17 protein-coding genes are annotated in these 14819 nt (G+C 63.6%); 7 read left to right on the top strand and 10 right to left on the bottom strand.

Annotated elements, in window-relative coordinates; translation table 11 throughout:
* Positions 1 to 16: 16 nt before the first annotated feature.
* From nuoE to EHO51_RS00515, 7 genes are all read right to left on the bottom strand, one after another.
* Positions 17 to 631 (bottom strand): NADH-quinone oxidoreductase subunit NuoE, encoded by a 615-nt coding sequence (nuoE, locus tag EHO51_RS00545; protein ID WP_124737248.1) that lies wholly within the window; start codon positions 629 to 631, stop codon positions 17 to 19.
* Entirely contained in the window at positions 631 to 1851 is a 1221-nt protein-coding gene (locus EHO51_RS00540) for an NADH-quinone oxidoreductase subunit D (protein WP_124737247.1), read from the bottom strand. Before EHO51_RS00540 ends, nuoE begins: the two co-directional genes overlap by 1 nt.
* 10 nt (positions 1852 to 1861) lie before the next feature.
* Entirely contained in the window at positions 1862 to 2464 is a 603-nt protein-coding gene (locus EHO51_RS00535) for an NADH-quinone oxidoreductase subunit C (protein WP_124737246.1), read from the bottom strand.
* A gap of 160 nt (positions 2465 to 2624) precedes the next feature.
* Positions 2625 to 3215, bottom strand: a complete 591-nt coding sequence (locus EHO51_RS00530) for a NuoB/complex I 20 kDa subunit family protein (RefSeq protein ID WP_018407003.1) — start codon at positions 3213 to 3215, stop codon at positions 2625 to 2627.
* Positions 3206 to 3568 carry an NADH-quinone oxidoreductase subunit A gene (locus EHO51_RS00525; protein WP_014891230.1) on the bottom strand — a complete coding sequence of 121 codons (363 nt, stop codon included), beginning with the start codon at positions 3566 to 3568 and terminating at the stop codon, positions 3206 to 3208. The genes EHO51_RS00530 and EHO51_RS00525 overlap by 10 nt, the downstream gene beginning before the upstream one ends.
* Positions 3569 to 3752: 184 nt before the next feature.
* Complete coding sequence (locus tag EHO51_RS00520) at positions 3753 to 4565, bottom strand: ATP12 family chaperone protein (protein WP_124737245.1); 813 nt, start codon at positions 4563 to 4565, stop codon at positions 3753 to 3755.
* Between the two features lie 59 nt (positions 4566 to 4624).
* Positions 4625 to 5698 carry an RluA family pseudouridine synthase gene (locus EHO51_RS00515; protein ID WP_205788984.1) on the bottom strand — a complete coding sequence of 358 codons (1074 nt, stop codon included), beginning with the start codon at positions 5696 to 5698 and terminating at the stop codon, positions 4625 to 4627.
* 173 nt (positions 5699 to 5871) lie between these two features.
* Between EHO51_RS00515 and EHO51_RS00510 the strand changes: the two genes are divergently transcribed.
* From EHO51_RS00510 to EHO51_RS00500, 3 genes are all read left to right on the top strand, one after another.
* Positions 5872 to 6708: a hypothetical protein gene (locus EHO51_RS00510; protein ID WP_124737244.1), complete on the top strand. Its 837-nt coding sequence runs from the start codon at positions 5872 to 5874 to the stop codon at positions 6706 to 6708.
* A 47-nt stretch (positions 6709 to 6755) separates the two neighbouring features.
* Positions 6756 to 7358, top strand: coding sequence for a MotA/TolQ/ExbB proton channel family protein (locus EHO51_RS00505; RefSeq protein ID WP_245434683.1), 603 nt, complete (start codon positions 6756 to 6758; stop codon positions 7356 to 7358).
* Between the two features lie 193 nt (positions 7359 to 7551).
* The gene (locus EHO51_RS00500) at positions 7552 to 9330 is read left to right on the top strand and encodes a sodium:solute symporter (protein WP_124737242.1); all 1779 of its coding nucleotides are present in this window, start codon (positions 7552 to 7554) and stop codon (positions 9328 to 9330) included.
* Here the strand turns inward: EHO51_RS00500 and EHO51_RS00495 are convergent.
* From EHO51_RS00495 to EHO51_RS20770, 3 genes are all read right to left on the bottom strand, one after another.
* Positions 9327 to 9914 (bottom strand): hypothetical protein, encoded by a 588-nt coding sequence (locus tag EHO51_RS00495; protein WP_124737241.1) that lies wholly within the window; start codon positions 9912 to 9914, stop codon positions 9327 to 9329. The genes EHO51_RS00500 and EHO51_RS00495 overlap by 4 nt on opposite strands.
* A gap of 91 nt (positions 9915 to 10005) precedes the next feature.
* Complete coding sequence (locus EHO51_RS20775) at positions 10006 to 10401, bottom strand: sterol desaturase family protein (protein WP_245434682.1); 396 nt, start codon at positions 10399 to 10401, stop codon at positions 10006 to 10008.
* Positions 10402 to 10446: 45 nt separating this feature from the next.
* Positions 10447 to 10815: a sterol desaturase family protein gene (locus EHO51_RS20770; protein WP_245434681.1), complete on the bottom strand. Its 369-nt coding sequence runs from the start codon at positions 10813 to 10815 to the stop codon at positions 10447 to 10449.
* Between the two features lie 218 nt (positions 10816 to 11033).
* Between EHO51_RS20770 and EHO51_RS00485 the strand changes: the two genes are divergently transcribed.
* The 4 genes from EHO51_RS00485 to pnp all read left to right on the top strand — a co-directional run bounded on the left by EHO51_RS00485 (position 11034) and on the right by pnp (position 14790).
* The gene (locus EHO51_RS00485; RefSeq protein ID WP_124737240.1) at positions 11034 to 11561 is read left to right on the top strand and encodes an SRPBCC family protein; all 528 of its coding nucleotides are present in this window, start codon (positions 11034 to 11036) and stop codon (positions 11559 to 11561) included.
* A 12-nt stretch (positions 11562 to 11573) separates the two neighbouring features.
* Positions 11574 to 12026, top strand: a complete 453-nt coding sequence (locus tag EHO51_RS00480; RefSeq protein WP_124737239.1) for a PAS domain-containing protein — start codon at positions 11574 to 11576, stop codon at positions 12024 to 12026.
* Positions 12027 to 12173: 147 nt separating this feature from the next.
* Positions 12174 to 12443, top strand: a complete 270-nt coding sequence (gene rpsO, locus EHO51_RS00475) for a 30S ribosomal protein S15 (protein ID WP_029648958.1) — start codon at positions 12174 to 12176, stop codon at positions 12441 to 12443.
* Positions 12444 to 12639: 196 nt separating this feature from the next.
* Complete coding sequence (gene pnp / locus EHO51_RS00470) at positions 12640 to 14790, top strand: polyribonucleotide nucleotidyltransferase (protein ID WP_124737238.1); 2151 nt, start codon at positions 12640 to 12642, stop codon at positions 14788 to 14790.
* Positions 14791 to 14819 lie beyond the last annotated feature (29 nt).

Below are 14819 nucleotides of genomic sequence, written 5' to 3'. Positions count from 1 at the left end.
TTTCCTCTTCCCTCCGCTACTTCGCGCCGTCGCCGTAAAGCGAGGTCAGGCTCGTCAGCTTACCCGCCGGCTCGGAAGAGACGCGGCCGATTTGCGAGCCGATCTTCACCGGGCGACATGCGGCGAGATTGTCGAGAAGCTTCTCGAAGTTCTCGGCGGTCAGGTCCTCGTAATAGTCGTCGTTGATCTGCACCATCGGCGCGTTGCAGCATGCGCCGAGGCATTCGACCTCGAGCCACGAGAACAGCCCGTCGTCGGTCACCCGTCGCTGAGGGCCGACGCGGCGATGCAGCACCGCGATGAGGTCGTCCGAGCCAGCAAGCAGGCACGGCGTCGTGCCGCAAAGCTGGATAAAATATTTGCCGACCGGCTCGAGGTTGAACATCGAATAGAAGGTCGCGATTTCAAGCACGCGGATCTTCGCCATGCCGAGCGCGTCCGCGACTTTTTCGATCGCCGCCTGCGACAACCAATTGTCATGCTGCTTTTGCGCCTGCCACAGCGCCGGCACGACCATCGAGGCCTGGCGGCCATCGGGGTATTTGGCGATCTGCTTCTCGAGCCACGCCTTGTTTTCGGGCGTGAACTCAAAGCTCTCTGTCTGTTTTTCGGCGAGACGACGGACGGACATTAGCGATCGACCTCCCCGAACACGATGTCGAGCGAACCCAGGATCGCCGAGACGTCGGCGAGCATGTGGTTCTTGCAGAGAAAATCCATGGCGGACAAATGCGCAAAGCCCGGCGCGCGAATCTTGCAGCGATAGGGCTTGTCGCCGCCGTCAGACACGAGATAGACGCCGAATTCGCCCTTGGGCGCTTCGACCGCGGCGTAGACCTCGCCCTGCGGCACGTGGAAGCCTTCGGTGAAGAGCTTGAAGTGATGGATCAAGGCCTCCATCGAGCGCTTCATCTCGCCGCGCGAGGGCGGCGTGATCTTGTGATTGGGCGCCATCACCGGGCCGCGGTTTTCCGCGCGCATGAGCTTTTCGACGCATTGTTTCATGATCGAGGTCGACTGCCGCATCTCCTCCATGCGGATCACGGCGCGGTCGTAGCAATCGCCATGCTTGCCGACCGGAATGTCGAACTCCATCTCCTCGTAGCATTCGTAAGGCTGCGCCTTGCGCAGATCCCAGGCGGCGCCCGAGCCGCGCACCATCACCCCCGAGAAGCCCCATTTCCAGGCGTCTTCCAGAGAGATGACGCCGATGTCGACGTTGCGCTGCTTGAAGATGCGGTTGCCGATGAAGAGTTCATCGAGATCTTCGACGACCTTGAGGAACGGATCGCAAAAGGCGCCGATATCCTCGACGAGCTGGTCGGGCAGGTCGCGCGCGACGCCGCCGGGCCGGAAATAATTGGCGTGCATGCGCGCGCCCGAGGCGCGCTCGTAGAACACCATCAGCTTCTCGCGCTCTTCATAGCCCCAGAGCGGCGGGGTGAGCGCCCCGACGTCCATCGCCTGCGAAGTGACGTTGAGCAGATGCGACAAGAGGCGGCCGATTTCGGCGTAAAGCACGCGAATGAGCTGGCCGCGGCGCGGAACTTCGACGCCGAGCAGACGCTCGATGGCGAGGCAGAAGGCATGCTCCTGATTCATCGGCGCGCAATAGTCGAGCCGATCGAAATAGGGGACGTTCTGCAGATAGGTCCGCGACTCCATCAGCTTTTCGGTGCCGCGATGCAGGAAGCCCACATGTGGGTCGACGCGCTCGACGACCTCGCCATCCAACTCCAAGATCAGGCGCAGCACGCCATGCGCCGCCGGATGCTGCGGGCCGAAGTTGATGTTGAAGTTACGTAGGCCCTGCGATTCGGGCTTCGCTGGCGCGGGGGTTTGATCGTTCATCTCGACGCGCTCACTTGCTCGCCTTCTCGTCGCCGGGAAGGTCGTAGTGCACGCCCTCCCACGGCGAGAGGAATTCGAAGTTGCGGTATTCCTGGCTGAGCCGCACCGGCTCATAAACGACGCGCTTCTGCTCGTCGTCGTAGCGCACCTCGACGAAGCCCGTCATCGGGAAATCCTTGCGCAGCGGATGACCGTCGAAGCCGTAGTCGGTCATGATGCGGCGCAGATCGGGATGGCCGGAAAAGATCACGCCGAAGAGATCGTAAGTCTCGCGCTCGAACCAGTCGGCGCCGGCATAGAGCGTGACGAGCGAGGCGACAGGCGTTTCTTCCGACGCCGGCGTCTTGATGCGGATACGGCGGTTGTATTTGGGCGAGAGCAGATGCGCGACGACTTCGAAACGCTCGGTCCGCTGCGGGTAATCCGCCGCCGTCACGTCGATGAAACACACGAACAGGCAGTCGGGGCTGTCGCGCAGATGGGCGGCGACCTCAAGCCAGCGGTCCCGCACGACGGTCAGCGTAAGTTCGCCATAGGCGACCTTCACATCCGTCACCGCGCCGAGCAAGGCGCCGCTGATTTTAGCGCCGAGAGCTTCCAACTCAGCCGACATTCTAAATTCCTTGGCCTGCCGCTATTCCCTCTTCCTTCGAGACGGCGGCTGCGCCGCCTCCTCAGGATGAGCGAATTGCTTGACCCGACCTCATCCTGAGGAGCCCACGCGAGCGGGCGTCTCAAAGGACGAGGGCGGACAACTCCTCAGTTTCGCGTCGTTAGCGCTCGATCGTGCCCGTGCGCCGGATTTTCTTCTGCAACAGCAGCATGCCATAGACGAGCGCCTCCGCCGAAGGCGGGCATCCCGGCACATAGATGTCGACCGGAATGATGCGATCGCAGCCGCGCACCACTGAATAGGAATAGTGATAGTAGCCGCCGCCGTTGGCGCAGGAGCCCATCGAGATCACGTAGCGCGGCTCCGGCATCTGGTCGTAGACCTTGCGCATCGCCGGCGCCATTTTGTTCGTCAGGGTGCCGGCGATAATGATGCAGTCGGACTGGCGCGGGCTTGCGCGCGGCGCAAAACCGAAGCGCTCCAGATCGTAGCGCGGCATCGCCGCCTGGATCATCTCGACGGCGCAGCAGGCGAGACCGAAAGTCATCCACATCAGCGAGCCGGTGCGGGCCCAATTGATGACGTCGTCCGTGGCGGTGACGAAAAACCCCTTGTCGGCGAGTTCGTCGTTGAGATGCAGAAAGAACGGGTCGTCCGAGCCGACAGGCTTGCCGGTGCGCGGATCGATCAGTCCCTTGGGCTGCGGCGCGATCAGAGTCTGGCGCACGCCTTCCTTCTCGATCAGTCCCATTCCAGAGCTCCCTTGCGCCACTCGTAGACGAAGCCGACGGTGAGCACGCCAAGGAAGGCCATCATCGACCAGAAGCCGAAGGCGCCCGCTTCCTTGAAGGCCACCGCCCAGGGAAAGAGAAAGGCCACTTCAAGATCGAAGACGATGAAAAGCAGAGAGACGAGATAGAAGCGCACGTCGAACTTCATGCGCGCGTCATTGAAGGGATTGAAGCCGCATTCATAGGCGGAGAGCTTTTCGGGGTCCGGCGCCTTGAACGCAAGCAGGAAGGGCGCGACGAGCAATGCGCCGGCAATCACAGCCGATAGGGCGATGAAGATCACCAGCGGCAGATATTGTTCGAGCAGCGGCATGAGTCTGGTCCGACTTCGGCGGGGCGAGGGCCGGTCGCGGGAGCGTTTCCTTGGCGTTTTTCCTTAGAACGACTCCAGGCCGCGCGTTCCGTAACAAAGGCCATTGTGCAAAGCAAGAGAGGAAGCGCGCCGTCGGCAAATTGGCCGCAGCCTTTTGACGAGGCGCCTCGACATTGCGCGTCAGTCAGTCAGGAGTGGAATGGCGCGACACGGTCGCCGCGGCCTCAAACTCCTGAAAGCGCGCGGACCGTCTGGCCATCGCTTCGGCGTCTTCGCCCCAGGCGCGCATCTGCCAGTCTTCGTCGACGTTGGCCGCCTCCCAGGCCTTGCCGGCATCTATTTCGTGTCGGGCGGCTGCAAGCGCAAGGACCGCGGAGCCTGATAGGGTCGTCATGACGTGCAGCGCCGCGAGCCTGAGCGGGGCGCCGGCGCCCTCCCCCACATAATGGCGCACGGCGCGCGCAAACGCGTCGAGCGCCTCCTGCGGCTGTTCGATGAACATGACGCCCTCCGCAAGCGCGAACTTGGCGCCAAGCTTCTCGCGCGCGAAGGCGACGAGCGGGTCCCAGGCCGAGGATTGCGCCGCCGCCAGGCTCTCCGGCTCTCCGGCGCGGTAGCAGATGAGGTCGGAGGCGGCATATTTGACGATCTCGGCTTCGACCTCGGCCATTTGCGCCGCCACGCCGTCGAGCGCGGTGTTCATCAGCTTGGTGAGCGGCATCGTCGCCGGATCGATCGTCTCGCCCTGCTTCGCCCATTCGGCGGCGATCGCTTCCGCCAGCGGCCGTGAGGGCGCGACCAGCCTACGCTTTGCAGGCGTGTTAACTGGCCGACCGTCGAGGAAAATCCCGTAGCCGCCCTCTGCAGGCGCCGCGACCGCCTCCTCGTAGAAGCGCTTCGGCAAGGGGCGCGCCGGTTCGCGCGCGGCCTTTACCGGATCGCGCTTCTCCGGGGAGACGAAAAAATCGGCGTCGAGGCCGGTCGGCTCCTTTGACATTTGTCATCCTTGCCAAGAGGCGCTCAAGGAAACGCGCCCGCCGAGTTTTTCCGGGCCCCTTAAGCGTCCGGCGCGTCCTCGATCGGATCATGACGCTTCACATCGAAGCCGAAAAGGTCCCAGCTCTGCTGCATATGATCGGGCAGCGGCGCGGTGACGTCCAGCGTTCCGCCCCTTGGATGCGGCAACACGAGCCGGCGGGCGAGGAGGTGAAGCTTGCGCTCGAGCCCCTCCGGCACAGCGCGCAGAGGGTCGCGGCGGCGGACCTCGTCCTCGGCGCGATGGCCATATTTGGGGTCGCCGAAGATCGGGTGGCCGATCGCCTCCGCATGCGCGCGCAACTGATGCGTGCGTCCGGTGAGCGGCTTCATCGACAGCCAGGCACAACGCGGCGCAACCTTGTCGACGATCGCGTAATAGGTCAGCGAATGCTGCGCGTCGGCCTCGCCATGTTTGGCGACGCGCATTTTCTCGAGGTCTCTTGCGCCGCCTCTGGATTTTTCCATGCCGGCGCCTTTCGCCAGATAGAGCGAGATCCGGCCCTGCGACGGCTTCGGCACGCCTTCGACAAGCGCCCAATAGACCTTCTTGGCCTGCCGGGAGCGGAAAATCTCGCCGAGGTCGGCGGCCATCCGCCGGTTCTTGGCGACGAGCAGCACGCCAGAGGTGTCGCGGTCGAGGCGATGCACGAGCACGGGCCGCGTATCGCCCTTGGCGAGCGATTCCAGCATCCCGTCAATATGCCGCGTCTGACCTGAGCCGCCCTGCGTCGCCAGCCCATAGGGCTTGTTGAGGACGAGCAAATCCTTGTCCTCAAAGAGCGTCATGTCGGCCAGCGCCAGCGCGTCTTTTGGGTCGGCGCGCTTCACCGCCGGCGCCGCGGGCGCCTCGATCTTCAAAGGCGGCACCCGAACCTTTTGCCCTTCTTCCAGCCGCGTCGAGGTTTCGACGCGCTTGCCGTCGACCCGCACCTCGCCCTTGCGGCAGATCTTGGCGAGATGGGACAAAGCGAGTCCGGGATAACGTCGCTTGAACCAGCGGTCGAGGCGCATCCCCGCCTCGTCCTCGGTGACGACGGCGGTGGAGACGCCGCCCACGGCGGCGGGCGTTGATGATTCTGGACGAGCGGCCATGCCGGCTTATCGGCCATCGGCAGCCGCGTGTCGATTCGCATGACAGCAATCTTCCCCGCGGAAGCGAGGTGTTACACAAAGCCGCATCGCCTCGCGACCCGGTCGAGCGCTAAGCTTGAACAGGCGTATGGCGGAAAATTATTCAAGGCGCGTCGGCGGCGGAGCGCTTCACCGTGAACAAGATTACGACGAGTTCGATCACCGGCGCGCGGACGGAAGACCGCCCGCCGCTCAGGCCCCGTTGGCTGCATCCTGCCTCGACCGCTGCGGTCGTCGGGATATTCTTGGCGTTCTTCGCCTCAGGCGTTTACTGGCCCCAGTCTCTGGTCGTCGACCTCGGCGGCATCGGCGCGGACCTCATCCCCGAAGGCGTTTCACTCGAGGCGGGAGACCCCGCGCCTGAAGGAGATTCGCTGGACGACCCGCCGCCGCTCGAAGAAGCCGCCCTCACCGACGAGGGGATGGACGAGCTGATCGCCGATGAGCCGCCGCCCCCGCTGATCATGGAGCCCGACGAGATTCAGGCGCCGGAAAGAAAAGTGAAGACGGAGAAAAAGCCAAAGGTCGAGAAGCCCAAGAACGAGAAGTCCAAGCAAGCCGAACCAAAACGGGCGCGACAAGTGGCGGCTGTTAACGACGGCCGCCGCGCCGACGCGACCGGTCGGCGCTATGGGCTCCCGGGCGGAACAGGCCAAGGCGTGGGCAGAGCGCGCGTCGCCGGCCGTTTTGGATTGCCGGGAGGTAGCGGCGACGCTTCGGGCGCCTCGCAGGCGACCTGCCTTGCTCAAATCTACGCTTCAATTCGCGGACATACGCCCGCCGTGACGAGCCTTGGCCCCGGAACGGTCAATGTCACCTTCTATGTGAATTCCGGCGGCGGCATCTCGGGTATTTCCGCGTCTGGCGGAAGCCCCGCGCATGCGGCGCTTGCGCGCCGAATCGTCGCCTCTTCGCGCGGGCCAAGCAGCTGCGGAGCCGTGTTCGCGCGGCAGGGAATCACGTTTCAATAAGCTTAACGCCGCGAGCTCAGGAGAGCGCTGCAATGGATTTTGCGCCCATGTCACTTGCGCCGATGTCTCCCCTCGGCATGTTCATCTATGCCGGACCCGTCAGTAAACTGGTCATGGCGCTGCTTCTCGCCGCGGCGGTCTGGACCTGGGTGCTCATCATCGATGGCGTCTTTGTTCTGCGGCGTCTTTCCAAGGCGCTGGATCGCGTGCGCGCCGGCGGCGACATTGGCGTCCTTTGGCCGATCGCCGAGGCCGCGCGCCAAGCGTCGCAAGCTGAATTGCCCAACGAATCCATTCACCAAAAGCGCGAACGAATCCTGCAGCAGATGAACCGCGCCGCGCGCGAATTCATGCTCGACGCCGAAGGCGGTCTCCCGGTTCTGGCCATCGTCGCCTCGGCGGGCCCCTTTGTCGGCCTGTTCGGCACGGTATGGGGCATTATGTCGAGCTTCTCGGGCATCGCGCAGACTCAAGACACGAGTCTTGCGGTCGTCGCCCCGGGCATCGCCGATGCGCTCGCCGCGACGGCCTATGGGCTCGCCGCCGCGATTCCGGCCGCGATCGGCTATAACCGCATGGGCATGGCGTTCGGCAGTCTCAAAGAGAGAATGAGCCGCTACATCATGACCTATGCGACGTCGATCGCTTAAAGCAGGTTCCGAAAAAAGTTGACCGACTTTTCGATGAGAACCTGCTCCAACATTTCGGTTTTGAGCGATTCCCTATCGATCACGTGATTCCATGTGATCGATAAACGCATTAGAGGCGAAGACGCCGCGCCATCTTGGCCGGCGAGACGTCCTCATCTAAAGTCGCATCGTTTCTGACTTAACGAGGGCATGGATGAGCGATCGGTCGACCGAGCAGGCGGCGCTCGAAAGAGCCAATCTTGACGCCCGAATCGCCTTCGTGGCCGCGAGCTTTCTGCTGGCTTACGCCTTTGCGGCGCTTCTCGACCGCGTCGGCGCGCCGGAGCGCTTTGTCGGCGCGGCGCCGCCCTATTTCACCATCCTCGGCCTCGGCACGCTCGGCTTCCTTCTGCATTCGATGCGGGCGTCGGTCTATTACACCGCCGGCCGCGGACTGCCGGCCGCCTATGCCGGCTTCGCCAACGCCGCCATCGTGATCGCCCTGATGCTGCCTTTCGGCTCACGGCTTGCGGGAGGCAGCTGGGCTGTAGGCGCCGTCGCCGGCGTCTTCATCGGTCTCGCCGCGGCGGGTCTTTATGTCGGTCCGCTGCTGCGCAAAACCGGCGTTTTTTCGATTTCCGAGCTTCTTTGCGCACGTTTTACAAGCGCCGCCACGCGCGTCGGCTTCATCGGCGCGGTGGCGCTGTCTTCGACGCTGCTTGCCGCCGCCGGCGGCCTGATTGCGGTGAATGCGCTTGTCGAGCACACCGGCGCCAACCGGGGCTTCGCGGCATTTTTGATCGCCGCGGCCAGCCTGATCATTGCCGGTCCTGGCGGACTTTCAGGCGTCATGTGGGCGGCGGCCGCCGCCGCTGGTGTGGCGACGCTGGGCTTTGGCTGGCCGATCGCCGCGCTCGGTCTCCATGACGCGCTGCCGAGCGGTCTGATCTTTGGCGGCGGCGCCTCCGCGGAGGCCGCGAAACTGCTGGAGAGCTGGGGGGTGACGCCTACGCCCATGGGCCTGCCGGTGGAATTCGTCACGACGATCGCCGTGGCGCTCGGGATCGCGACGCTCGCGCCCGTGCTCGCGGCCTCGGTGGCGACCGCCGACGGGCGCAGCGCGCGGCGCGCCGGAGTCTCCGCCCTCTTCTGGAGCGTCGTCATCGCGCTGCTGGCGGCCGCGGCGATCGCCGCTTCGGCGCTGTCGCTCGCCCGGGCCACGGCGGGACAGCCGCCGGAGCGTTTGCCGCAAGCAATCTATCAGGCGAGCGAACGCGGGCTTCTCAGCGTTTGCGGCTATTACGTGCGCGGGCCATCGGAGGCTCAGCGGGCCTGCGCGGCAAAGGGATATGCGCCCGGCGCGCCGCTCGCCGCGGCGGAGATTCGACCGATCGACGGCGACTTTCTGCTAAGCGCGCTGCCGCAGGCGGCGGAGCTCGGCGCGGCGTCTTCGGGACTTATCGCCTCGGCGCTTGTCGCCCTCGGGCTGGCGCTCGCCACGGCCGGCCTGCAGGCCTGCGCGACAGCCTTTGGCCATGACGCGCTCTATCGGCTGCGGGGCGAGATCGACCTGACGAGCCGGCGTCTCGCCGTCAACCGCGTCACGCTCGTGGTCGTGTCGACTCTTGCTTACGTGACGGCCGTCACCGGCGTCTTCACGCCAGGCGCGCTCGTGGCCGCGGCGCTCGCAGTATCGGCCGCCTGCCTCGCGCCGCCGCTCGCGCTGGCCTTTTGGGCGCGGGCGGGCGATCGAGAAGCGCTCGTCGCGCTCTGCGGCGGCGCGGTGGGCCTGTTCAGCGCCTTGGCCTTAGCGGGATCGCCCAATCGCATCGAAATCTATGCGCTCTGCGCGCTTGCGGGCATCACGCTTGGCGGCGCGCTTGGACTGTTGTCAGGACTGACCTCGAGAAGCGACAAGCCCGCGGCGCGCGCCTTCATCACCCGCATGTTGCGCGGCGACGCCCAAATGCTCCAGCCCGACAAAGGCGCCTAGGGCTTGGTGCTGAAGAAATCCTCGCCTGGCGTGATCTTGCCGAGAACGATCGGCGCGTCCTTGCCGCAGACGAAATCGCGGGCGTGTCTGTCGGCGATCTCGCGCGCCAGTTCATTGGCGTTGGGGTTGGCGAGCGCATCGACGTAGCCGAGGTGGCAGACGCCGCCCGGCGGCAGGCGCGTGACGACCAAGGCGCGGCCTCGGACCTCACGGTTCTCCATGTCGGCGGCGCGTTTCACGTTCCATCGCATGATTGTGGCGAAGGGCTTGCCATTGGCGAGCCGCCATTCGACGACGCCCTTATAAAAGTCGTTGAAGGGCGCAAGCGTCTGTCCCGCCGCCGGTTCGGCCTTGGCCTTGGATCCGAAGCTGACATACATGCGCTGATCGCCCGCCCCGAGCCACACGGGCGTGCCCGCATAGCCCTTGCAGCGCCAGTCGCCATAGTCCTCCACCGCCTTTCCAGGCCGGTGCGCGCAGTCGCGGCGCACGTCCAGCTTTGTGTAAGCGGAGGAGATGTCCTGCGCGGGCGCGACGCCGCTCGTAACGACAAGCGGCAAACAATAGCGGGCGATGCGTTTCATCAAGGCTCTCGTCAGCGGGCGCGGATGCGACCCCTGCGTCTATCGGCGTAAGCCCTGCGAGTCGCGCGCGCTTTGCGCCAGCGCACACGGCCTAAGGAAGCGGCTTTCGGGGAACAAGATGCATGACGCGCGCAAGCCGCCGCTCGGTGAGAAAGGCCAAACTGAACAGCTGCAGGAAGTTTTCCGCCTCGATCAGCTCGAGGCCGATGGATTTCGGCGTCAGAACCTTTCGCGTGCGAAAGAGAATGTCCCAGATCGAAAGGACGATTCCATAATTGCCGTCGTGCTCGCTGCGCAGCGTCGAGTGATGGGCGCGGTGCAAAGACGGCGTGATGATGAAATAGGACAGAATCTTCTCTCCGGGAATCGCGATGTTGGCGTGGTGGAACAGCACAAAGAACATGCGCACAACCTCGCATGCCACCACGACATGCGCCGGCGCGCCGATGATAATGGCGCAGACGCATTTCACGACGACTTCCAGCAACTGATCGAAGACATGGAAACGCAGCCCAGTCGTGACGTGAAAGCTCTAATCGCTGTGATGGATCTTGTGAAACAGCCAGAGCGCTTCGGACCTGTGCCCGAGATAGTGCCACGCATATACAGCCAGATCGAACAACACGAAGCTTGCAATCCATTTCAGCGGCGCGTCGGGCAGGCTCGATAGCAGGCCATAGTTCGAATAGTTCGAAGCGACGACGAGCAGGCTGGAAACCGACAAGACATTCATGATGACGTTGTTGATCAGGAAAGCAGAAGTGTTGGTGGAGAATGACGCCTTCAGACCCGCGCCCGCGAATTTCTTGTAAGGACGGAATTTTTCGACGACGAGCAGGACCGCAAAAAGACAGAATGCGGCGATAAGCAACAGGTTCTCGAGATGTGGCGGAGCGCTCATCGCCGACCTCGCTGGTTTGGGATGGACCGATTCAGGCGCGCGGCGAGCGCCGCCCAACTCATAATGGGCGCCCGAGCCCCCCCGAAGACCGCCAATGTTCGCCAATTTGCCGCCGTTTTTAGACGGCGCGGAGGAAGTCGGCTGGATCGCCCTTGTCAGTCGCCCGAAAACGCCTAGCTCGTCTGAGGAAGCCCATCATCTTTCAGCAAGGGCGTCGCATGTTGGGACTTAACGTAAATCTCAAAGGATTGAGCCCGCCCCGTCCGCCAGCCGTCGGCGGCGTCGCAAGAACCGTGATTTCACGGCCGCGCGATTTTGCTTTCGACTTTGTCGCACGCGATTTTTTCGAAAATTATCAGCGATGGTGTCCGCAAGTGGTGGAGTTGGAGCCGAATGGAAGCGCGCCCGTGCGCGTCGGGACGACGGCGCGTCAAGTTACGATGGAGCGGGGCATACGCAGCGAGAGCACATTCGAGATCGTCAACCTCGAACGCCCGCGCCTTCTCGCGATAGAAGGAATTTCCGAACCCTTCTCGTCCTCCTACGAATTCGAGTGCGAGGCGCAAGGAACCACGCTGATTTTCACCTTCGAACTGCGCGAGATCGAGTTTTCGATGCGACCCTTCGTCAAATTGATTCGCGCCGCATTGCAGGACGGCGCGGAGCAGATCGTCGAGAACCTTCGGGCGCTTATCGAAACCGGCGCGACTTCAGCCCAACCCGCCGGCGCATCACGATCAAACTGAGGTCAGCGAAAAATGTTCGTCGTTCAGAAAGATGATGGGATCATCCCGAAGATTTTGACGCAGATTCTCGATTCATGCGTCAACGGCGTCACGCTGGCGGACCCGGATCAACCCGACGCGCCGATCATCTATGCGAACAAGGCGTTCGAAAGCATGACCGGCTATGGCCAGGACGATATCATCGGCCGCAACTGCCGTTTTCTGCAAGGCGACGACCGGGATCAGGAGGGGCTCGCGCCGCTGCGGGAGGCCATGCGCAAGCATGAACACATTGAAGTGACGCTGCGCAACTATCGGAAAAATGGCGAGTTGTTCTTCAATAAACTCAATATCACGCCGCTGCTCGATAGTCGCGGCGCGGTGATCTACTACCTCGGCGTCCAATATGACGTGACCGAGCTTGTCCGCGCCGAACTGGAAATCAACAGGCTGGGCCAGCGCCTGAAGGCGCTGGAGAAGGCGTAAGACCTCTATCCATCTCCTGCATTTCTGCTATAACGCCTCCGCACGCCCCGGTCCGCCGGGGCGGCTCCGTTTTCGCGCGACCCTGCTGGACGACATCCCGGCCTTGGCCGCGGAGCGCGGATCACCTCCAAAGACAAGGACAATCCGATGTCGATCTCGGCGGAGCGCAAGCAGTCGCTCATCAAGGAATATTCCACCAAGGCGAACGACACGGGCTCGCCCGAGGTGCAGGTGGCGATTCTCACCGAGAGAATCACCAATCTGACCGAACACTTCAAGACCCATGCGAAAGACAATCACTCGCGTCGCGGGCTCCTGAAGCTCGTTTCCCAGCGCCGCCAGCTGCTTGACTATGTGAAGGTGCGGGACGAACCGCGTTACAAGAGCCTGATCGAGCGGCTCGGCATCCGCCGCTAACCAGCTGAGCGAAAGCGGCGCGACGATGCGCCGCTTTCCCCAAGATAAGCGTCCAGAGGGACGCTCGCCACGACCAACGCGTTAAAGTCATGGCAGGATCGCCGGACGCTGCGTCGACGCTTTAAGAAACATCGCTGCCGCAGCTTCTCGCCGTCTTGCTCATGACGAACCGCAGGTTCATCAGAGAAAGACCAGCATGTTCCATATTCACCGCGAAGAACTCGATTGGGCCGGGCGCACGCTCGTGCTCGAGACCGGCAAGGTCGCCCGCCAGGCAGACGGCGCCGTGATGGCGAGTTGGGGCGAGACGACAGTGCTCGCGACCGTCGTTTCGGCCAAGGCGCCAAAACCCAGCCAGGACTTTTTCCCGCTCACCGTCAATTATCAGGAAAAAGCCTTCGCCGCCGGCCGCATCCCGGGCGGCTATTTCAAGCGCGAGGGCCGTCCCTCGGAGCGCGAGACGCTGATCTCCCGCCTCATCGACCGCCCGATCCGCCCGCTCTTCCCCGACGGATACCGCAACGACACCCAGTTGATCTTGACCGTGCTGTCGCATGACCTCGAAAACGATCCAGACATTCTCGCCTTGGTGGCGGCGTCAGCGGCGCTGACGCTTTCCGGAATCCCTTTCATGGGACCCGTCGGCGGCGCGCGCGTCGGCTGCATCAATGGTCAGCTCAAACTCAATCCGACGATCGAGGAGATGAAGCTCTCCGAGCTCGATCTCATCGTCGCCGGCACGCAGGACGCCGTGCTGATGGTCGAGTCGGAAGCCAAGGAGCTCTCCGAGGAGACCATGCTGCAGGCGGTCATGCTGGGGCATCGCGGCTTCCAGCCGGTGATCGACGCCATCATCCGCCTTGCCGAACGCGCCGCCAAGGACCCGCGCGACCTCGTCATCGCCGACACGACGGACGTCGCGAACGCCGTCGCCCAGATCGCCGAAGCCGAACTGCGTGAAGCCTACAAGAACACCGTCAAGCAGGAGCGTTACGCCGCCGTCGACGCCGTGAAGGCGAAGGTGACCGCCGCGCTCTTCCCGGAAGGCGGCGAGGCCAAGTTCACCAAGGAAGAAGTCGGCGCGGCCTTCAAGGAGCTTCAGGCCAAGGTCGTCCGCTGGAACATTCTCGACACGGGCATCCGCATCGACGGCCGCGACGTCAAGACCGTGCGCCCGATCGTCGCCGAGGTTGGCGTCCTGCCGCGCACGCATGGCTCGGCGCTCTTCACCCGCGGCGAGACGCAGGCGCTTGTCGTCGCGACTCTCGGAACGGGCGAAGACGAGCAATATGTCGATTCGCTCGAGGGCACCTACAAGGAGCGCTTCCTGCTCCATTACAACTTCCCCCCCTACAGCGTCGGCGAGACCGGCCGCATGGGTTCGCCCGGCCGTCGCGAAATCGGCCATGGCAAGCTCGCTTGGCGCGCGCTCAGGCCCATGCTGCCGGCGGTGGCTGAGTTCCCCTATACGCTGCGCGTCGTCTCCGAGATCACCGAGTCGAATGGCTCGTCCTCGATGGCGACGGTCTGCGGCACATCTTTGGCGCTCATGGACGCCGGCGTGCCGATTAAGGCGCCGACGGCCGGCATCGCCATGGGCCTCATCCTCGAAGGCGAACGCTTCGCCGTGCTCTCGGATATTCTGGGCGACGAAGATCATCTCGGCGACATGGACTTCAAAGTCGCGGGCACGTCCAATGGCGTGACCTCGCTGCAGATGGACATCAAGATCGCCGGCATCACCGAGGAAATCATGAAGGTCGCGCTCGCTCAGGCGAGGGACGGCCGTCTGCACATCCTCGGCGAGATGGCGAAGGCGATCACGAGTTCGCGCGCCGAACTCGGCGAATTCGCGCCGCGCATCGAGACGATGAAGATCCCCACCGACAAGATCCGCGACGTGATCGGCTCCGGCGGCAAGGTCATCCGCGAGATCGTCGAGAAGACCGGCGCCAAGATCAACATCGAGGACGACGGCACGGTGAAGGTCGCCTCCTCGGACGGCAATTCCATCAAGGCGGCGATCAACTGGATCAAGTCCATCGCCTCTGATCCCGAGGTCGGCTTGATCTACGAGGGCACGGTGGTGAAAACCGCGGACTTTGGCGCCTTCGTCAACTTCTTCGGCGCCAAGGACGGGCTCGTTCACATCTCGCAGCTGTCCAAGCAGCGCGTGAACAAGACGACCGACGTCGTGAAGGAAGGCGACCGCGTGAAAGTCAAACTCCTCGGCTTTGACGACCGCGGCAAGGTCCGCCTTTCGATGCGCGTCGTCGATCAGGAGACCGGCGAGGATCTCGAGGCCAAGGAAAAGGCCGAAGCCGTCGCGGCGAACGGCGGAGAATAGGACATTCAACGGGCGGCTTCTCGAAGCCG

The organism is Methylocystis rosea (genome assembly GCF_003855495.1).
In the GTDB taxonomy this organism is placed as follows: domain Bacteria; phylum Pseudomonadota; class Alphaproteobacteria; order Rhizobiales; family Beijerinckiaceae; genus Methylocystis; species Methylocystis rosea_A.
The sequence above is the reverse complement of the archived record's forward strand: the minus strand, read 5'-3'. Positions and strand labels throughout refer to the sequence as shown.